General features: G+C 66.8%; 11 protein-coding genes and 1 tRNA gene. 2 read left to right on the forward strand and 10 right to left on the reverse strand.

Going from position 1 to position 19,714, the window contains the following annotated elements; genetic code table 11:
* The gene (locus ACT3HL_RS01990) at positions 1–1,482 is read left to right on the forward strand and encodes a DUF7289 family protein (protein WP_445085124.1); all 1,482 of its coding nucleotides are present in this window, start codon (positions 1–3) and stop codon (positions 1,480–1,482) included.
* Positions 1,483–1,494: 12 nt separating this feature from the next.
* Here ACT3HL_RS01990 and ACT3HL_RS01995 read toward each other — a convergent pair whose 3' ends face one another.
* The 5 genes from ACT3HL_RS01995 to ACT3HL_RS02015 all read right to left on the reverse strand — a co-directional run bounded on the left by ACT3HL_RS01995 (position 1,495) and on the right by ACT3HL_RS02015 (position 11,190).
* The gene (locus ACT3HL_RS01995) at positions 1,495–1,869 is read right to left on the reverse strand and encodes a hypothetical protein (RefSeq protein ID WP_445085125.1); all 375 of its coding nucleotides are present in this window, start codon (positions 1,867–1,869) and stop codon (positions 1,495–1,497) included.
* A 97-nt stretch (positions 1,870–1,966) separates the two neighbouring features.
* Positions 1,967–2,764 (reverse strand): DUF7289 family protein, encoded by a 798-nt coding sequence (locus ACT3HL_RS02000; protein ID WP_445085126.1) that lies wholly within the window; start codon positions 2,762–2,764, stop codon positions 1,967–1,969.
* Positions 2,765–3,044: 280 nt separating this feature from the next.
* Positions 3,045–7,586 (reverse strand): glutamate synthase large subunit, encoded by a 4,542-nt coding sequence (gene gltB, locus ACT3HL_RS02005; RefSeq protein WP_445085127.1) that lies wholly within the window; start codon positions 7,584–7,586, stop codon positions 3,045–3,047.
* Between the two features lie 204 nt (positions 7,587–7,790).
* Positions 7,791–9,920: a PAS domain S-box protein gene (locus ACT3HL_RS02010; protein WP_445085128.1), complete on the reverse strand. Its 2,130-nt coding sequence runs from the start codon at positions 9,918–9,920 to the stop codon at positions 7,791–7,793.
* A gap of 115 nt (positions 9,921–10,035) precedes the next feature.
* On the reverse strand, positions 10,036–11,190 hold the full coding sequence (locus ACT3HL_RS02015) for a UbiA family prenyltransferase (protein WP_445085129.1): 1,155 nt from the start codon (positions 11,188–11,190) through the stop codon (positions 10,036–10,038).
* Positions 11,191–11,538: 348 nt separating this feature from the next.
* Here ACT3HL_RS02015 and ACT3HL_RS02020 point away from each other — a divergent pair, with 348 nt between their 5' ends.
* Positions 11,539–12,855, forward strand: coding sequence for an RNA-guided endonuclease TnpB family protein (locus tag ACT3HL_RS02020; RefSeq protein ID WP_445085130.1), 1,317 nt, complete (start codon positions 11,539–11,541; stop codon positions 12,853–12,855).
* 346 nt (positions 12,856–13,201) lie between these two features.
* Here the strand turns inward: ACT3HL_RS02020 and ACT3HL_RS02025 are convergent.
* The 5 genes from ACT3HL_RS02025 to ACT3HL_RS02045 all read right to left on the reverse strand — a co-directional run bounded on the left by ACT3HL_RS02025 (position 13,202) and on the right by ACT3HL_RS02045 (position 19,639).
* Positions 13,202–13,272 (reverse strand) — tRNA-Gly (locus ACT3HL_RS02025).
* 144 nt (positions 13,273–13,416) lie between these two features.
* Positions 13,417–14,478: an FAD-dependent oxidoreductase gene (locus tag ACT3HL_RS02030; RefSeq protein ID WP_445085131.1), complete on the reverse strand. Its 1,062-nt coding sequence runs from the start codon at positions 14,476–14,478 to the stop codon at positions 13,417–13,419.
* A gap of 160 nt (positions 14,479–14,638) precedes the next feature.
* Positions 14,639–15,415, reverse strand: coding sequence for a methyltransferase domain-containing protein (locus tag ACT3HL_RS02035; protein ID WP_445085132.1), 777 nt, complete (start codon positions 15,413–15,415; stop codon positions 14,639–14,641).
* Between the two features lie 119 nt (positions 15,416–15,534).
* Complete coding sequence (locus ACT3HL_RS02040; protein ID WP_445085133.1) at positions 15,535–17,766, reverse strand: type II secretion system F family protein; 2,232 nt, start codon at positions 17,764–17,766, stop codon at positions 15,535–15,537.
* Complete coding sequence (locus ACT3HL_RS02045) at positions 17,753–19,639, reverse strand: ATPase, T2SS/T4P/T4SS family (RefSeq protein ID WP_445085134.1); 1,887 nt, start codon at positions 19,637–19,639, stop codon at positions 17,753–17,755. The genes ACT3HL_RS02040 and ACT3HL_RS02045 overlap by 14 nt, the downstream gene beginning before the upstream one ends.
* Between the last annotated feature and the right edge of the window lie 75 nt (positions 19,640–19,714).

Consider the following 19,714-nt stretch of genomic DNA (forward strand, 5'->3'; position numbering starts at 1 on the left):
ATGACGAACCGCGCGCAGGCGTCGAACATCGGGCTCGTCTTACTCTTGGCGCTGACGATCACCGGCGCCGGCGTCGTCGTCGCGGTCGGTTCCTCGGCGCTGGCGGACGTGCAGGATCAGACGTCGACCGATCGGGCCGAACACGCGATGACGCTTCTCGACGCCCGGACGGCCGTCGTCGGCCTCGGCGAGGGCTCCGTCCAGACGGTCCGACTCGGCCGCTCGGGCGGGGGCGGATACACCGCAGACGCCGACAGCGGCTGGATCGAAATCACCCACACCAACTACTCCGACGACAACACGGAGACGATCTACGAGGCGTCCCTCGGCGCGGTCACGTACCGGTCGTCCGGGACCGAGATCGCCTATCAGGGCGGCGGCGTCTGGCGGCATCAAGACGGGGGGACGACGATGGTCTCGCCGCCGGAGTTCCACTACCGGGGGACGACGCTGACGCTGCCGGTGATCCGCGTCCGCTCGAGCGACACCGCGGGCGGCGACGTCACCGCGACGATCCGTCGGCCGGACGAGATGAACCGCGTGTACCCGAACGAGGACGTCTGGTACGGCGATTCGAGCCGTCGATACCTCAATCCCGTCACGAACGGCACCGCCTCGGTGACGGTCCACAGCCGCTACTACGAGGGCTGGGCCGACTACTTCCGCACGCGGACCACCGGGAACGTCTCCGTCGACGAGGCGAACCGGACGGCGACGGTCGTCTTGGAGACGACGGACCCGCTGGGCGCGTTCGACTTCCCGGAGAAAGACGAAAGCGTCACCGTCCGCGGGATCCAGAGCGGCCACTCGGTCACGGACTTCGAGACGTCGATCAAGAAGGACAAAGGGACGTTCAACAACCTTTACGTCTCCTTCTACGTCGAAGAGGGCGACCGCGCCTACGAGGCGGTCGTCGAGGTGCCGAACGGGATCGGCAACAACTACTGCACCGGCGGCGCCGACGACGTCCCGATGACGATGGACGTCTACTACCACGACGAATCGACGACCGAGGGCGTCCACCGGTGGTCGAACGACACCATCTCCTCGAACACCGGACCGGTGCAACTGGCCTGCGACGGCGACGACACGGTGATTGAGGTCGACTTCACCAGCCCAGACCAGAACCTCACGTACGGCGAGAGCAACGTCGGCGAGGAGACCGCGATCGACTGGGACGACCGCGACGCCGGGGCGCCCGCGCCCGACCCGACGACCTTCGCGCACACCGGTGAGGACGGGGAGGACACGACGTACGACTACGGCGAGGCGGAGACTCTCCGCGTCCTCACGCGTCACTACTTCGCGATGTTCGGGTCCGAGTTCGACGTCCGAGTCGATCACGGGCCGGGAGACCGCGGGACCACGCAGATCGACAACAGCGCCTCCGGTGGGACGCTACAGTACGAGCGGGCCGACGGCGGGTCGTATCTCACCTACCTCCACGTGACCGAGAACAACGTGAGCGTCGACCTCGGGTGAGCGGCTGTGGGACTACCGGACGCGAAGTCCCTCGGTGAGGCTGAGTACCCCGTTGCCCAGTTCGATGACGGCGGTTTCCGTCGGACCGGGACCGATCTGACAGCGCCGTTGCTTCTGACTGTCGTTGTCGAGTACGGCTCGGATCTCGTACTCGCCGGGCGGGACCGCGTCGGTCTCGCTTTCGCTTGATCCCGGCTGGAGGTAGTACCGCTTCTCGAAGACGACCTCCCCGTCGGAATCTACGAGCTCGACGAAGAGGTCGTAGGCGCACCGGTGTGCGTAACTCCGGACGTGGAGATCCTCGCTCTGTACGGCGGTTTCTCGGACTGCGGTCGGCGACCTGTCGCGCTGACTGCCGGAGGGAGACCGAACTCGGTTCGGGACCATACCCACAGTTGTTCCGGAGCTAACAAATACCCGCGCTAGGCTCAAAGACCTCTTTGAGCGTGTCGTCGGGCTCGACTCGGCGGGTCTCGGATCCGACTCACTCGAAGGAGGTGGTCACGCGGATCCAGACGACCGTGACGCGGTCGACGTCCTCCACCGTACACGAGACTGTCCCGGCCGTGTCCGGCGCGGGCGCTGTGATCTCCGTACAGGAGAAGTCCTGCGATTCGTAGTGTCGCGCCCAGGCGTCCGTGTAGGGCGTCGTGACGTTCACCCGGACCATCTCGTGACCGGTGGACTCGTCGTAGAAGAGACGGGGCCGGTTGGCCGACATTCGGATCCTGACCGTCTGCGACCCGCCGACGGCGGCAGATCCCACGTGTTCCTGTCTGATCAGCGTGAGATGGACGCGGTCGTCGTCGACGACGAGCGGGGGACCGCGGACCACCGCCGCCCCGCCCGCGGCGCTGTCGCGGAGCACCGCGCCGTTGCTGAGTCGGATCTCGCCGCCCGCGTCGACGTCGTAGACGATCGGTGACGGCGAGTACTCCCACGATACGTTCGGCGCGCCCCCGCCCGGATCGACCGTCACGTTCACCGAGGCGTCCCCGACCGAGCGCAGCGTCGCCTCCGCGAGTTTCACCTCCGTGCCGCGGCTCGGCGCGCCCTCGATGATGTCCCCGAGGTTGTCCGCGAGCACGTCGAAGGCGCGCTGGGCGTTCTCGACGCGCTCGGCGTCGCGCGTCGCTTCGAGTTCCGCGACGCCGACGGCATAGACGGCTCCGACCGAAGCGACGACGAGCGAGAAGACGAGCACGAAGCTGACCGTCTCGCTCACCGCGCGGTCGGTTCGATCGGGTACCCCCGGGACGGCCCTGTCGGCGTCGCGTCGCACACCGGCGGTTTCGCGGTGAGGGAGTTAAGTATACTGTCGGACGGCCGAGCGGTCCACGCAATCGGCTCTTTCGCTGGCCGTAGATTTATGTGCGAACGCGGGACCAGCGCCCCCGTGACCTGAGAGCCACCCCGCGTCGGGCAGCGATCGTTCGGCACGTCGGCGCGGAGGAACCCGGCCGCCGGTCAGCCGGAAAACGCGGTGTGTCGACTGTTCGCTATCTATATCATCCGATGGATCGGCTCGCGGGAACCGGTAGAAAACCCTCCGCCAGCGCGGATCAATCGTCGCTCGTCTGCGCGAGGGCGTCGCCGTCGTCGTCGGCGCCCGTCGCGCCCGCCGCCGGCGGCAGCTCCTTCCGGACGTCGTCGCGGGCGCGCTCTTCGATGACTTCGGCGTAGGCGTCCGGCATCACCTTCACGAAGTCGGTGCGGGTCGACTCCCAGTCGGCGAGCAGCCGCGCCGCCCGCTCGCTGTCGGTGTACGCCGCGTGGTTCTCGACGAGCCGGCGGAGCATCTGCCGGTCGGCGTCCTCGAGGTCGTCCTCGAGCGACACCATCCCCGTGTTCGTCTTCGCGGCGAACTCGTCGTCGGGGTCGTAGACGTAGGCGACGCCGCCGGACATCCCCGCGGCGAAGTTGCGCCCGGTGTCCCCGAGGACGGCGACGACGCCGCCGGTCATGTACTCACAGCCGTGGTCGCCGACGGCCTCGACGACGGCTTTCACGCCGGAGTTGCGAACGGCGAACCGCTCGCCGGCGACGCCGTTGACGTACATCTCGCCCTGCGTCGCGCCGTAGAGCGCGACGTTACCGATGAGGACGTTCTCGTCGGGCTCGTACGCGGCGGTCTCGGGCGTTCGGACGACGATGCGGCCACCAGAGAGGCCCTTGCCGACGTAGTCGTTCGCCGCGCCGGTGAGGTCCATCGTCACGCCGCCGGCGAGGAACGCGCCGAAGGACTGGCCGGCCACGCCGTCGAACGTGCATCGGATCGTGTCGTCGGCGAGCCCCTCGCCGCCGTAGGCCTTCGAGATCCGGTTCGACAGCATCGCGCCGACCGCGCGGTCGACGTTCGAGATGGGCGAGTCAATCGCGACCGGCTCGCCGTCTTCGAGCGCCGGCTCCGCGCGCCTGATGAGCTCGTGATCGAGCTGGGCTTCCACGCCGGCGTGCGTCTGTTCTTCGGTCTTGCGTCGCGCCCCGCCGGCGGGTTCGGCGATGACGTCCGAGAGATCCAGGTGCTTGGCCTTCTCGTGGTCGGTCTCGCGCTGGGTGAGCATCGAGGGCCGGCCGATCATCTCATCGAGCGAGCGGAAGCCGAGTTCGGCCATGATCTCCCGCAGCTCCTGTGCGATGAACGTCATGTAGTTGACGACGTGATCCGGCTGCCCGGGGAACCGGTTCCGGAGGTCCTCGCGCTGGGTGGCGACGCCGACCGGGCAGGTGTTCTCGTGGCACTGCCGGGCCATCACGCAGCCTGAGGTGACGAGCGAGGCGGTCCCGAAGATGTACTCCTCCGCGCCGAGCAGCGCGGCCACGGCGACGTCTCGACCCGTCTTCATCCCGCCGTCAGTGGACACTCGGATGCGCGAGCGGAGGCCGGTGGCCCGGAGCATCTGGTTCGCCTCGGCGAGGCCGAGCTCCCACGGGAGGCCGGCGTTCTTGATCGACGTCTTCGGCGACGCGCCGGTCCCGCCGTCGTGGCCCGAGATGTGGACCACGTCGGCGTTGGCCTTCGCGACGCCGGCGGCGATGGTGCCGATACCGGCCTCGGAGACCAGCTTCACGTTGATGTCCGCCTCGGGGTTGGCGGCCTTCAGGTCGTGAATGAGCTGCTTCAGGTCCTCGATCGAGTAGATGTCGTGCAGCGGCGGCGGCGAGATGAGGCCGACCCCCGGCGTCGCAAAGCGGACGTGCGCGATCATCTCGTTGACCTTCTTGCCGGGGAGGTGCCCGCCCTCGCCGGGCTTCGATCCCTGCGCCATCTTGATCTGGAGCTCGTCGGCGCTCGTGAGGTACTCGGAGGTGACGCCGAAGCGCCCGGAGGCGACCTGCTTGACGTTGCACTCCTTTTCGGTCCCGAACCGCTCGGGCGGTTCGCCGCCCTCGCCGGAGTTGGACTTCCCACCGAGGCGGTTCATCGCCATCGAGTTGTTCTCGTGGGCCTCCGGCGAGAGGCTGCCGAGCGACATCGCGGCCGTCGAAAAGCGCGTGACGATGTCCTCGACGGGTTCGACCTCCTCGACCGGTACCGGGTCGCGGTCGGAGTCGAACTCCAGCAATCCTCTGAGCGTCTGGAGCTCCTGGGACTGGTCGTTGATGAGCTCGGCGAACTCCTTGTACTTCGCGTAGTCGCCGGAGCGAACCGCCTGCTGGATCGTGCCGACGGTCTGGGGGTTCCACTGGTGGTGGATCCCGTCCGAGCGATGCTCGTACTCGCCCTGGCGCTCGAGCTGCGGATCCTCGCCGTAGGCGACGGTGTGTCGCGTTCGGACGTCGGATTCGATCACGTCGATGCCGATGCCCTCGGTCCGGATCTCGGTGCCCTCGAAGTACTCGGCGACGAACGCGGAGTCGAGGCCGACCGCCTCGAAGATCTGTGCCCCCTGGTAGGACTCGACCGTCGAGATGCCCATCTTGGCCATCGTCTTCAGGAGGCCGTCTTCGAGTGCCTTCTTGTACGCCGCGATGGCCTCGCTCTCGTCTGCGCCGTCGGGGCCGGCGACGATGTCGGCGATCGTCTGGTAGGCGAGGTAGGGGTTCACCGCGTCCGCGCCGTAGCCGACGAGCGTCGCGACGTGATGGACCTCGCGGGGGTCGCCGGACTCGACGACCAATCCGGCGTGGTTCCGGAGGCCGTTTCTGACGAGGCAGTGATGTACTGCGCCCGTCACGAGCAGGCTCGGGATCGCGACGCGGTCCGGACCGAGGTCCCGGTCCGAGAGGACGACGACGTCCGCCCCCGACTCGATGGCCGCCGCGGCGTCAGCTCGGACGCGCTCGACGGCGTCTTCCAGCGAGCGATCGCGATCGTAGGTGGTGTCGACGACCGTCGAGGTCATCGCGTCGTCCCCGTCGAGCGACCTGATGCCCGCGGTCTGCGCATCGGTCAGGACGGGGGAGTCGAGGACCAGCTGGCGGGCGTGCGCCGGCGTCTCATCGAGGAGGTTGCGCTGCGCGCCGAGTCGGGACTCGAGCGACGTGACCAGCTCCTCGCGGATGTAGTCGAGCGGCGGGTTCGTGACCTGCGCGAACAGCTGTTTGAAGTAGGTGAAAAGCGGGCGGTTGAAGTCCGACAGCACCGACAGCGGCGTGTCGTCGCCCATCGAGCCGACGGGGTCCTTCCCGTCTCTGGCCATCGGCTCGATGAGGTGGTCCAGCTGATCGTGGGTGTAGCCGAACGCCGCCTGCGACGCGCGGAGGTGATCGACCGCACGGCGCGGCGCGTAGTCGTCGGCATCGACGAGCGCGTCGAGCTGTTTCTGTTCCTCCTCGACCCACTCGCCGTACTTCTCGTCGGTGAGCGACTCGAAGACCTCCTCGTCGGGGATGACCCGGCCCTCCTCGGGGTCGGCGACGAAGAGCTGTCCGGGCTGCAGGCGGCCGCGCTCTCTGATCTCGCTGGGGTCGGTGTCGAGCGCGCCCACCTCGCTGGCCATCACGAGCGTGTTGTCGGTCGTGACGTCGTAGCGGCAGGGGCGGAGCCCGTTTCGGTCGAGCACCGCGGCGACGCGGTCGCCGTCGGTGGCGGCGACGAGCGCGGGACCGTCCCACGGCTCGATCAGCGAGGCGTGGTAGTCGTACCACTCGCGGCGCTCGGCGTCCATCCGCTCGTCGTTACGGTACGCCTCCGGGATCAGCATCCGGAGCACGTGTGGGAGGTCGCGACCGCCCTGCAACAGCAGTTCGACGGCGTTGTCGACCGACGCCGTGTCGGACTGGTCCGGATCGTTGATGACGGGCTTGAGAGTCTCGAGATCATCGCCGAATTCGGGGTGCTCGAGGTCCGTCTCGCGGCTTCGCATCCAGTTGATGTTCCCCTGGATCGTGTTGATCTCGCCGTTGTGGACGATGTGTCGGTAGGGGTGTGCGAGGTGCCACGCGCCGAGGGTGTTCGTCGAGAAGCGCGCGTGGACCAACGCCAGCGTGGTCCGGAGGCGGTCGTCGCCGAGGTCCGGGTAGTAGTCCGCGAGCTGCTCTCCCTTCAGCAACCCCTTGTACACGAGCGTCTTCCGGGAGAGCGAGCAGATGTAGAACCGAGCGGCCGCCGCGGAGTCCATCTCGGCGATCTCGGTTTCGACGGCCCGACGGGCGACGTACAGCGCGCGGTCGAACGCCTCGTCCTCGATGTCGCCGCTCGGAGCGACGAACGCCTGCCAGACGTCGGGCTCGGAGTCGAGCGCGGTCGCCCCGAGGTCGGCGTTGTCCGTGGGGACGTCGCGCCAGTGGACGACGTCGAGATCGTGTTCGCCAAGTATCCGCTCGAAAATCGAGACGAGACCCTGCCGGGCGGCGTCGTCCTGCGGCATAAAGATCGATCCGACCGCGTACGATTCGGGGAGCGGGGCGTCGACGACCGACTCGAAAAACTCGTCGGGACGCTGAATCATCACGCCGGCCCCGTCGCCGGTGTTCTCCTCCGCGCCGGTGGTGCCGCGGTGTTCGAGGTTCTCCAACAGTTCGAGGCTGTCCGCTACGGTCCGGTGCGACCGACCGCCGTCGAGGTCGATGACGGCACCGACGCCGCAGTTCGACCGCTCGTCCGTCGGATCCGCGAGCCCGACGGACTCGCCAGTCGGGTGTCTCTGTGGCTTGGTCATATGACATCCTGTCTCTGCCCCTTAAAGGATCTTCTCCTGTAAGAATAAGGGTAATTTAATCACATATTAGGAGATATGTACAATACAAATCCGAGTCAATTCTCGTCCGATACCGGACGAGCGGAAGCAACGAGAGTGGCAACTGACGAGTCGTCTGACTACTCGGTTTCGACCGCCCCGGTGTCCACACGTCGGCAGAGGCGTCTATCCACGCCGGTCGACGTGGGTGAACTCGAACCGCGTACCGCCGTCGCGTTGCTCCACGGTGCTCTCCCAGCCGTGGGCCTCGGCGATCTCTCGGACGATCGCGAGGCCGATTCCCGTGCCGTCCTCGGCCGTCGAGTAGCCGCGGTCGAAGACGCGCTCGCTGTCGGTCGCCGGGATGCCCGGCCCGTTGTCGCCGATCGCGAATCCGCCGGGGACCGGCTCAACCCACACCGCGTCGCCGCCGTGCTCGATCGCGTTCGCGAGCACGTTCTCGAGGAGCTGTCGCAGCCTGTCGGGGTCGGCTTCGACGCCGTCGAGGCTCCGGTCGACCTCGAGCGTCGTGGGGCTGTCGTCACCGCCCACCACCGCCCACGCCGCCTCGACCGACTCGCCGAGGTCGACGACTTCCATCGAGCCGATCTCTTTGCCCTCGCGAGCGAGCCACAGCACGTCCCCGACGATTCGGTCCATCCGATCGAGGCTGTGTTCGATCTGTTCGAAGTGCGCCGGGTCGCCGTCCTCGCGGGCGAGTTCCAGATAGCCCTGTGCGGTCGAAAGCGGGTTCCGGAGATCGTGGGTGATCGTGCTGGCAAATGCGTCGAGACGTTCGTTCTGCCGTTTCAGCTGTATTTCCTGTCGCTTCTGTGCGGTGATGTCGCGACCGATTCCCACCACGCCGAGGAGCCCTCCCTCCGGGTCCTCGAACGGACACCCGGACAGCTCGTAGATCCGCTCGCCGTCTCTCGTCCGGACGGTCGCCTCCGTCCGAAGCGGCCGCCGCTCTTCGATTACCGTCCGGATGTGCGCCGCGATCTCGTCGGCCTCCTCGTCGGCGAGGAGCTCTTTCACGGGGATTCCGTCGAGCCGCTCCTCGGAGTAGCCCGTGAGCTCCGCCACGCGTTCGTTCCACCGCAACAGCCGCCCCTCGGTGTCGACCGCGTAGAACAGATCGAGTATCGAGTCGAGCATGCTCTCGACGAACCGCCGCTCCGTTCGATGCTTGCGCTCGTACTGTTTTCGCTCGGTGATGTCCCGCGTGATCACCACGAACCGGTCTCGGTCCCGGATGTTCAGCCGGCGGACGTGGACTTCCGCGGGAAACGTCGACCCGTCCGTCCGCCGGAACTCCGTCTCGACTGCCAGCCGGTCGTCGACCTCGATTCCCGAGAGGATCTCGGAGAGCTCCTCCGCTTCGACGTTCTCGTCGACGTCACAGATGTTCCGTCCGACGATCTCCTCGGGAGCGGCGTCGAGCGCCTCGCAGAACCGCTGGTTCACGTCGAGGATCGTTCCGCTGGCGTCGTGGATATTGATCATATCGGGCGACCGCTCGAAGAGCGCCTCCAGCCGGACCGTCTTCTCTCTGAGCTGTCGCTCGCGCTCCTTTCGCTCGGTGATGTCCCGGACCGTGCAGACGAGGCCGCCCTCCGCCGTCCGAGAGAGCGAGTGGTCCTCGACGAACGTGCTCCCGTCGGCGCGGAGACCGACGGTTTCGCCCCGCCAGAACCCCTTCGCGTCCACGTTCGGAAGCACCTCGTCGCGAATCTTCGGGACGTCTTCGTCCCGATACAGTATCCGCCAGTGTTCGCCCAGAAGCTCCTCGGGATCGTAGCCGTACAGGTCGGCGTAGGCGTCGTTCACGTACACGAACCGCTCGGTGTCGTCGAGGATACCGATCCCCTCCCGTGCGGTCTCGATCGCGTTGAGGTGTCGCTGCCGCTCGCTTCGAGCGCGAGCGCGCTCGACGTAGTTCCCGATCCGATTCGCCAGCAGCTGATACTGCTCGCTCCCCGGCTTCTTCTGGAGGTAGTCGGTCACGCCCGCGGAGATCGCCTCGCTCGCGATCTCTTCGGACCCCTTCCCGGTGAAGAGGATAAACGGGAGCTCGGGATGGGACTCCCGGACGACCTCGAGGAACTCGATTCCGTTCATCCCCGGCATGTCGTAGTCGCTGACGACGCAGTCGAAGGCCGGCTCGGCGGCCGAGCCGAGCCGTTCGACCGCGGCTTCGACCGCCGCCTCCGATTCGACGTCGAAGCGGTCGTCCTCGCGTTCGAGCAGCGTCGCGGTCAGTTCACCGAGATCCGGCTCGTCGTCGACGTGGAGGATCCGGATCGAGTCAGCCATTGCGCAGGGGTGCACGCAGGCGATAATAGTACTTGTGCTGTGCCCGCGACCGTCCGACCAACGGCGGGACCGCTCCCGGTCGGCGGGGTCCCGGTCGCCGTCCGAGTGCCGGCGCTCACGCGTCGTTTAGCGTCTCGTGAACGCCGATGACGAGCGCCGGAACCACGAGCATAAACAGGTGCTCTTCGAGCGGGATCCCGGCGGCTTCGACGCCGGTTCGTAACGGGATCGCGAAGACGCCCACCGACAGCGTGTACCAGTCCCAGACGAACGCGAGCGGGTAGAGGACGAGTACCGTCCGCAGCGTCCGCCACACGGCGCCGGCGCGGATGACGAGCGCGGCGGCGAGCGCACCGAAGGCCACCTCCGTCGCGAGGTAGGTGTACGGTCCGAGCACGCCGATATCGGGGAGACCGACGCCGGCGAGCGGCCGGAACCAGACGGCGGCGACGAGGAGCGCGAGGAACACGTACGCCCCGCGGACGAGGAGCATCGTCGCCAGCTCCGCGTCGGCGCGGGTCGAAAACAGCGCCACGACGCCGAAGGCGACGGCCGCGAGCGGCGCTGCGGCGGGGAAGATCCCGTCGACGGCGAGGACGACGACGAGCGTGAATCCGACGTACAACAGCGCGTATGCGAGCCGTCGGGCGCGTCTCCGTCCCAGTTCGACGGCCACCGTTCGCTTCCCGATGGATCGGTCGTACTCGTAGTCCGTCGAGTCGTCGATCACCTTCACGCCCGCGAGCGTGACGAGAAACACCACCCCGAACGCGAGCGACTGGACCGCGAGCCCCCCCGCCTGCGCGTAGAAGCCGCCCACGATCGCAACGGCGATTCCGAGCGGGTAGCCGAGCGTCGTCGTCACGGGGTTGGTGTCGAACTGGGGGGCGTGAAAGAAGCCGAGTATCCACATCGGCACCGCGAGCGCGGCCGCCGCGACGCCGCCGACGGTCCCGAGACCGATCGTCGCGGCCGCGAACCCGACCGTCGATCCGACGAGCGCCAGCCGACAGCCGGTCGCCGTCATCGGGTGGTCGTCGTCCTCCCCGCGTCGGTAGAAGTCGACGTACCCGTCTTTCACGTGGGCGGTGTAGACGGCGAAGAAGGTGGCCGAGGCGTGGAACACGAGCGGCGCGGGCGCGAGTCGGCCCGCGAGTACGGCCCCGAAGACGCTCGCTGCGAGCGGCGGCAGCATAAACACTGGGTGGACCTGCGACGCCAGCGCCTCGAGGTCGGCCCGACCTCCGTCCCCGTGCCGTGCGAATGCCATACGGTAACATTGGTCTCTACCGTGTAAAGGGGTTCGGCGGCACCGTCCCGCTCGAAATAGCGGCCGCATAGGTGCTCCTTGCGAGTGTGAGGACTACGGATATGCTATTTGGTAACACATATTTGTGATTGAGGGATAGCAATGGGAGATAGAAACCACCTCCACGTGTGCCGACACTGTGGGGTCGTTATACAGAACCAAGGAGAATACCTGCGCCTTTAGGCGCAGGATGAATCCGACAATACCCTACCCCACCCACCGTTCGATTGCTCGACTGGATATTCCACGCCTCTAACCCAAAATTTTACAATAGAACGCCACATAACTCATTATGGAAACGTTTCACGAATGCACATCCATCGCACATACCGAGCGAAAATCTGTAACCACTCACAAGTGGAACGGATGCTCGACCTGCACGGATGGAGTGCATCAAAACTGTGGAACGTTGCAAACTATCACTCCCGCCAAGTGTGGGAAGACACGGGCGAGATTCCCGACGATTCGGACTTGAAAAGCGAGTTGAAAGGCCATGACAACTACAAGGGACTCCACTCACAGTCCAGTCAGCGCGTTCTGGAGGAACTCGCTGAAGCCTTCAACTCGTGGTACGGCAAACGCAAGAATGACTCTCGTGCGAATCCGCCCGGCTACCGCAAACGAAACTACTACGACGACCACGGCAACCGCGTCCACGAAGAACACCCTCGTAGCACGGTGACGTGGAAGCAGAAAGGCATTCGTCACGATACCAAACACAACCGCGTCAGGCTCTCAAAGGGGGCAAACCACAAAGACCACCCGAGAGACTGGGACTACATTCTCGTTGAATACGAGGCTCGTCCCGAAGTCACGGTTGAGAATCTGCAACAGGTTCGAGCCGTTTACGACAAGTCGAAGGGACGATGGGAACTCCACCTCGTGTGTAAGCACGAAGTAGAGACGCCTGACGCTCCCGGTAATGAGACGGCTGGTATTGACCTTGGTATCTGCAACTTCGCCGCTGTCTCGTACAGCACGGAGGACGCCGACCTGTATCCCGGCAACCGCTTGAAGCAGGACGGGTACTACTTCCCGAAAGAAATCGCTAAATGCGACGACTCGGGAGGTCAAGAAGCCACTCGTCTGCATCACAAGTGGTCGGAGCGCCGCACGCACTTCTTCCACTCTTTAGCGAAGCACATCGTTGAGAAATGTGCTGAGCGTGGCGTGGGTCGAATCAACGTCGGAAAACTCGCTGGTGTCCGCGAGGACAATAACAGTGAGTCGAAGAACTGGGGGAAGCACGGAAATCTCGACTTGCACGGGTGGGCGTTCGACCGCTTCACGAAGGTTCTCACGTACAAAGCCAAGGTTGCGGGCATCGAAGTCGTAGAGGTGTCCGAACGGAACACGAGTAAGACGTGTTGTGTTTGCGGTACGGAAGACGACAGTCGGCGTGTCGAACGCGGCCTGTACGTATGTGAGCCGTGTGATGCGGCGTTCAACGCTGATGTGAATGGGGCGGAGAACATCCGTCTTGACTTGAATCAAAGTAACTCCGAGTCTTCGGCCAGTTTGGACGAGGATAGGAGTACCGGCTGGTTGGCACAGCCTGGAGTCTACCTGTATGACCTCTCCTGCGGATTCCAACCGCAGGAACAAGTGGTAGACTGCAAACCCTAATATCCCAACGCTCGGGATTCCCGCGTCTTCAGGCGCGGGAGGATGTCAAGGCCACCGCCTCTGTGACCCCGCCGAAGAAATGCGTCCACTGCGGAGCCGAGACGTTTTCGAGATATCGGGACTCTGCGGCTCCTTCTCACAAGTAGCGCTCGGATCGTTCGCTGCACTCCTGTGCGCGACTGTTCGGGTTCGGACTCTCGTCGTGGCGATTTTCGCCTCACTTCGTTCCTCGCAGGATGCGCCGGCCGGGATTGTGAACCACGGTCGCTCTGCTCGCTTCGCTCGCGACGCTCCCTGATTCAAATCCCTCCGTAGCGATTTTCGCCTCACTTCGTTCGGCAGAAAATGCGCCGGCCGGGATTTGAACCCGGGCCATGAGCTTGGAAGGCTCAGGTCCTACCACTAGACCACCGGCGCGCGTCTGACGGCGGCCGCGTTCGGGCGGTGACAACCGTCACCCGTGTGTTTCCGGTCACCGAATAAGGGTGTTACTCTTTCGAGCCGCCGCACGCGGATCCGCTCTCGGTCGCCGGTCGAGAGCGCTGATCGACCGCTCGGCGATCAGTCGTCGTCCGCCTCGGCGTCGACCGTGTCGATCGGGGGCGCGCGCGCCGCCTCGAACTCGGCGGCGGCGGCGCGGACGCGCTCGCCCATCCCGGGAACCGATGCCGGGTCGACGGGGCCGTCCTCCCGGATCGATTCGAGGTCGCGGGGGAACTCCCGGAGGTCGTAGTGGATGTCGATGCCGGCCCGCGTCCCCTCGCCCATCGCTGCCGGGACCTGTTTGTGCCCCGGCGTGACGTCGCCGACGGCGTAGACGCCCTCGACGGTGGTCTCCATCGCGTCGTCGACGACGACCGCGCCGTCGTCGTCCAACTCGCAGCCCAGCTGCTCGGGCAACGCGGTGTTGTAGTTCGAACCGTACATCGGGAACCCGCCGCGGTACCGCCGGACGGTGCCGTCGTCGAACTCGAAGGCCTCGAGCCAGCCGTCGTCGCTCTTCTGCATCCCGGTGATCTCCGCCTCGACGACGTCGATCGGGTGCGCTCGAAGCTGTTCGTCCGTCTCGTCGCTCCACTCGGGGGCCGCCCCCCGCAGGAGGAGGTCCACGTCGTCGGTGAAGTTGAGCATGATCATCGCGACGTGGGCGGCCGACTCGCCGGACCCCATCACGTACACCGGCCGGTCGACGAACATGTACGCGTCGCAGTGGAGACAGTAGTGCAGCCCCTTTCCCGTCCGAGGCACCGGCGGTCTGGGCCGCTCGTCGTTGAACCCGACCGCGAGGACGACGCGCTCGGCGAGGAACTCCGCGTCGTTGCCCACGAGTCGGAAGCGGCCGTCCTCGGTCCGCTCGGCCTCGACGACGAAGTCGCGGACGACGTCCGCGCCGTAGGACGTCACCTGCTCTTTCGCCGTCTGCAGGAACTCGTTGCCCGACGTCTCCTCGGGGACGCCGATCACGTTGTGCGTGTCCAGCATCATCGCCGCTCGACCCCCGCCGCGGTCGACGACGGCCGTGTCGTGACCCAGTCGGGTCGTGTACAGCGCCGTCTGCAACCCGGCCGGGCCGCCGCCGACGACGACTACCTCGTACTCACGTACGTCCGCTGTCTCGGTCATTCGTTCCACGATAGCGGTCCCGCCGACTTAAACGCAGAGTTCCCGTGCGTCGCCCGCGACCACCCGCGGGTGCGGGGCGTCGCTCGCGGCTTCAGGGTCCCCTCGGCGCCGGATCCACTGTCACCGGTGCGGTCACTCCGCCCTCAGCGACCGCACCGGTTCACGGCTCGACGACTGCGTAGCAGTTTCCGCTCGAAACGGTCGTACCGACGGTGGAGAGCTCGCTCGCAGCGAGGTCCGACGCGAACTCCTCGGGGTCGTAGACGTGGTAGAACCGGGGGACGCGCTCGCCGCCGGGAAGCGTCCACTCGACCGTCGTGTCGAACCCGGCGGTCGCGTCGAACCGATCGTGGGCGGTCGACCAGACGCTGACGAGCGCCCGGCCGTCGGGCGCGAGCACGCGTGCCAGCTCCGAGAGGCTCGCGACGCGACGCTCCCGAGAGCGGAGGTGATGCAGCGTCGCCACGTAGACGGCGACGTCGACGGCGCCGTCCCGAAGCGGGAGCGCCGCGGCGTCAGATTGGACGAGTCGAAGCGACTCGTCGAAGCCCCGCTGCAGTGCCCGTTTACGCGCCGTTTGCAGTAGCCCCCCACTGACGTCGATTCCGACGACCCTCTCGACGCGGTCGGCCAGCAGCTCCGCGTGCCGCCCGTTGCCGCAGCCGAGGTCGAGGCCCACGCGCGCTCGACCGCCGGCCGGCGAGTCCGTCCGGCCTCGAAGCGCTGGGGCGGCGCCCCCGCCGAGGACCGCTGCGGCCTCCGCGTCGATGTCGGCTTCCGCGTGGGCAGCGCTGTCGTCGCCGGAGGCCCCCGATCTCCCGTCGCCGAGGAACGCTCGCACCTCGGGCCACGGGTACTCCCGCGTCGACGCGAAGTGTTCAGCGATCCGGTCGTACGTCTCCCTGACCGGCGTGGGCGTCGCCGACTCGTCGTCCATACCGGCGCGACGCGCCCGCGGCACAAAGCCGCCGCGGTCCGCCGCTAGTCACCGCGGCCAACCGCCCGTCGCCGGGAACTGAGCCGCCAGTCCAGATCCGCGAGCCGGATCCCCGACGCTCACAGGAGCGCGAAGGCGACGTAGGCGATCGCCAGCAGGACTGCGGCGTGCTTCAGCCCGTCCGTGACGTCCCCCTCGCCGAGCTGTCCGGCGACGACCCCGGAACAGACGGCTTGGATCGTCGCGGTGTGGAAAAAGAGCAGCTCGTAGGCGTCGGTGTTGACCGACTGGAGCCCGCCGATGATCCCGGTGTCGACGCCGCCGATCTGCCCCGGGGTCGATCCGGTCGACTGGCTCGCCGCCTCTATCGCGGGGATGAACGAGACCGTGAGCGCCCCGATGATCCCGAGGAAGACGAAAAACGACACGTAGATGACGACGAGGTAGGTGAGCATCTCCTGTCTGCGCTCCCGCTTGAGGCGGCGTGTCTCCTGCGCCTCGTCGGCGGCGATGTTGAGCACCGGGCTGATGTCGCCGCTCGCGACCATCGCGTTCCTGATCAGCGTCATCGCCCGCGACACGGTGGGCGTCCGCGTCCGGCGCTCCATTCGCCTGAGCGCCTCGCTGACGGTCGAGCCCCACTGGATGTCGCGCCAGATCCGTTCGATCTCGTCGCCGAGCCGGCCGAGTTCGGCGTTCGAGAGGCGTTTCAGACAGCCGACGACGGTGACGCCGGCCTCGTTGATGCTCGCCATCCGATCGAGGAAGTCGGGCATCTCCGCTTCGATCGCCCGCAGCCGCCGCTTCTGTACCTCGTGTGCGAGCGCGACCCCCGCGAGGACGAGGATCGTCGCTTGGACGATCGGCCCGTCGACCGCCTCGACCAGCCGCAACAGCGCCGTGGCCGGCGCCGCAGTCCCCGACAGCACCGCGCTGAAGGCCGCTCTGAACGCGTCACCGGCCGACAGCCAAATCACGAGCGCGCCGAGGGGCACCGTCAGGACCAGCGAGTACACCGGCTGTCGGAGCACGGTCTCGATCGGGTCCGCGAGGGTCTGCCGGAGCCACCCGATGCGGTCGTACACCGCCAGTCGCTCCCGGTTCGCCGCGTCCCGTTCCGCGTCGCTCCGACGCGACTGAACCGTCCCACCGTCTGTCGACGGCGCGTCGCCGACGGGTGCCGGCGCGCGTTCGGCTGTTCCGGCGGTGTCGCCGCGGCTCGCGTTCCGAGTCCCGCTTCCGGTCCCCGAAACCGGGCTGACGTGCTCGTCTCCGTGGGAGTCCTGATCCGGGACGACCAGGCTCTCGGTCATACTGTCGACGTAGACGACGAACCCGAACGTCAAAAGCGGAATCGCGACGTAGCTCACCAGCCGCACCAGCGTGAGCGTGTCCTGGATCACCAGCCCCACGACGACGAGGACGGTGATGAAAAACAGCGGCCCCGCGACGAGGACGGTGACGTACACCTCCGCGAACGTCGAGAGGAGTTCGAGGTACTGCCGCTGCTGTGACTCGGCTTCCTCTTGGAAGCGCTCGTACTGGTCGTGGAGGAACGCCGAGACGCTCTGTCCCGACGAGAGGACGCTCGCGAGGTTCTCGGTGAACTCCTCGAGGTTCTCACTCGGCGTCCGCTCGGCCGTCTCTTGGAGCGCCGTCAGGATGTCGGTCCCGAAGGCGTCTATGTCGCGGACGGCCACGTGCAGTTCGCGCGCGGCCTCCCCGTAGACGTCCTGGTTGTCTGAGAGCGTCCGCAGCACCGCCTGAAAGGGCATCCCCGAGCGGGAGAGCGCGTATACGAACGCGACTGTCCGCGGGAGCGTCGCGTCGATTTCGATCCCGCGGGCGCGGGCCCGCTGATCGAGGTAGGCCCAGCGCCCCCAGTACGCCCCGGCGGCGAGCGCCGTCCCGACCGTCGCACTGGAGACGAGCAACAGTCCGAACAGCTGAAACACGCCGAGGCTCGGCACGTTGACGATCGACGCGAGAAACGCCAGCGACCCCGGCAGGACCGCCCGGATCACCTCGGGGTCGACGGCGAGCGATCGGAGGACCGCCGCCCCGATGTACACGCCGTACACGCTTCCGACGATGCCGGCGACCGCGGCGATGAGGAGCGTCTGAGAGGCGAACACCCGGTAGCTCTCGCCGACGAACGCGGCCCGCATCCGCGATCGCTGCCGGCGTCGGCTCGGCGTCGACTCGCTGGCGTACCGACCGAACAGCGGCAGCGACACCCGGGAGACGAGCAGGCGAGCGCCGGGACTGACCGGGAAGAGCGCGACCGGAAGCGCCAACAGCGTGACGAGGACCAGCGGCGCGTACCCGAGCAGCAGATCAACCGTCGCCATCAGTCTCGACGCTCCAGTCTTCGGCGCCGTTGCCGCTTCGGCTCTCGCCTCGGTCCGTCTCGCGCCCGTCGTCCTCCGGGGCGCGCCCGTCGTCCCCCGGTCCGCGTACGTCGTCTCCCTGTCCGACCCCGTCGATGGGATCGCCGTCCGCCGCACCCACAGCGACCCCTTGGTCGGTGTCCTCCGAGTCGCGAGCCGTCGATCCGAGCCGTTCCATCACCCGGTCGGGGTTCGCGTAGTACTCGTTGACGAGCGCCGTGAACTTCCGGTAGTCGGTCGTGTCGAGATCGACGAGGATCCGAAGGAAGCGCTCTCTGCGTCGCATCTCCTGTTTGAGCTTCGTCCGGCTCCACCCTCGCTCGCGCTGGATCTCCTCGAGCAGGTTCGAGTCCGAGCGCTCGAACGTGTCGGAGTCTGGAATCCAGCGGAACGCCCGGGAGTAATCCAGTTCGCCGGTCCGCTGGTCGATCTCGCCGACCTCGCCGATCGTCTTCGAGCGGCGAACGCGCTCGCCCTCGACGCGCGTGAGCGTCTGGACGCAGAGCAGATCCAGCGACTGCACCATCGCCCGCGGCACGTTGATCGGCTCGTTCTCCAGTCGGTTGATCACCGTCTCGATGCTGTCCGCGTGCATCGTCGAGAACGTCGTGTGGCCGGTGTTCATCGCCTGGAACAGCGTCACGGCCTCGTTCCCGCGTACCTCGCCGACGATGATGAACTCCGGGCGATGCCGGAGCGCAGAGCGCAGCAGATCGTACATGTCGATGTCGGTTCCCTCGTGGAGGCGCTCTCGCGTCACCGAGGCGAGCCAGTTGTCGTGATACAGCGCCAGCTCGCGGGTGTCCTCGATCGTCAGGACCTTCGAGCGCGGCGGGATGAACATCGAGACCGCGTTCATCGAGGTGGTCTTCCCCGACGCCGTGCCGCCGGCGAAGATCAGGCTCTTGTTGTTCTCGATGCAGAGCCACAGGTACGCCATCTCCTCGACGGAGAACGTCCCGTATTTGACCAGATCGACCGGCGTGAACGGCTCCTCGGCGTACTTCCGAATGGTGAACGCCGACCCGCGGGGCGTCACTTCCTCGCCGAGGGCAAGCTCGACGCGCGAGCCGTCCGGTAGCGTCGTCCCCACGACGGGGTCGCCGACGCTCACGTGTCGACCGGACTCCTGTGCGAGGCGGATCACGAAGTCGTCGAGGGCGTCGGGACCGAACGCCACGTTCGTCTCCACGTCGGTGTAGTCGTCGTGGTACACGAAGATCGGGAGGTCGTAGCCGTCACAGGAGATGTCCTCGATGTGCGGGTCGTGCATCAGCGGGTCGATCCGACCGAACCCCCGGAAGTCGCGGAGGAGATAGTACAAGAGCGCGTGGAACGAACGGACCGGGACCTCGACGCCGTACTGTTCGAGCAGGGTCCGCAGTTCCCCGCGGAGCGTCTCCTCGGCGGTCGGCTCCCTGTCCGTCCGGTACAAGAGCGGATCGCGGATGTCGACGCGGATCCGATCGAGGAGCTCGATCTCGAACTCGTCGAGCTCGGGCTCGACGGCGTAGTAGTAGTGTTCGCTGTCCTCGTCGTCGTAGGTGATCACGACGTAGGCGTAGGGGGCGTTCACCCAGTAGCGGTCGACGACCTCCTCGCCCGCCGGCACGTCGAACCCCGCGAAGATCCCGTCGTCGGGGCGATAGGGGCGAACGTCGAGTGCGGGCCCGCGAAGGACCTCGCCGATGCGCTGCAGTTGCCGCCGGAGGTCGGCGAACGTGCCGGTGTCAGCGGCCGCTCCGTCCTCGGCGGGCGTAGTCTCGGCGTCGGTGCCAGCGGCTCCCGCTTCGCCGTCCGCCCCCGACTCGTGCTCCGACTGTGACTCCCCCATCTCTCGGTGGTCCAACCGCGTTACCGACCCTTTTGATCGGAGTGACTTATAGGACGTGGGCGGGGAAGCCGACGG

Source organism: Halobellus sp. GM3 (genome assembly GCF_052545375.1).

What these genes read in the sequence shown, in the direction of transcription:
- ACT3HL_RS02045 (WP_445085134.1), bottom strand. Translation starts at nt 19,639, where the DNA reads ATGGGGGAGTCACAGTCGGAGCACGAGTCGGGGGCGGACGGCGAAGCG.
- ACT3HL_RS02035 (WP_445085132.1), bottom strand. Translation starts at nt 15,415, where the DNA reads ATGGACGACGAGTCGGCGACGCCCACGCCGGTCAGGGAGACGTACGAC.
- ACT3HL_RS02030 (WP_445085131.1), bottom strand. Translation starts at nt 14,478, where the DNA reads ATGACCGAGACAGCGGACGTACGTGAGTACGAGGTAGTCGTCGTCGGC.
- gltB (WP_445085127.1), bottom strand. Translation starts at nt 7,586, where the DNA reads ATGACCAAGCCACAGAGACACCCGACTGGCGAGTCCGTCGGGCTCGCG.
- ACT3HL_RS01990 (WP_445085124.1), top strand. Translation starts at nt 1, where the DNA reads ATGACGAACCGCGCGCAGGCGTCGAACATCGGGCTCGTCTTACTCTTG.
- ACT3HL_RS02010 (WP_445085128.1), bottom strand. Translation starts at nt 9,920, where the DNA reads ATGGCTGACTCGATCCGGATCCTCCACGTCGACGACGAGCCGGATCTC.
- ACT3HL_RS02015 (WP_445085129.1), bottom strand. Translation starts at nt 11,190, where the DNA reads ATGGCATTCGCACGGCACGGGGACGGAGGTCGGGCCGACCTCGAGGCG.
- ACT3HL_RS02020 (WP_445085130.1), top strand. Translation starts at nt 11,539, where the DNA reads ATGCACATCCATCGCACATACCGAGCGAAAATCTGTAACCACTCACAA.
- ACT3HL_RS02040 (WP_445085133.1), bottom strand. Translation starts at nt 17,766, where the DNA reads ATGGCGACGGTTGATCTGCTGCTCGGGTACGCGCCGCTGGTCCTCGTC.
- ACT3HL_RS01995 (WP_445085125.1), bottom strand. Translation starts at nt 1,869, where the DNA reads ATGGTCCCGAACCGAGTTCGGTCTCCCTCCGGCAGTCAGCGCGACAGG.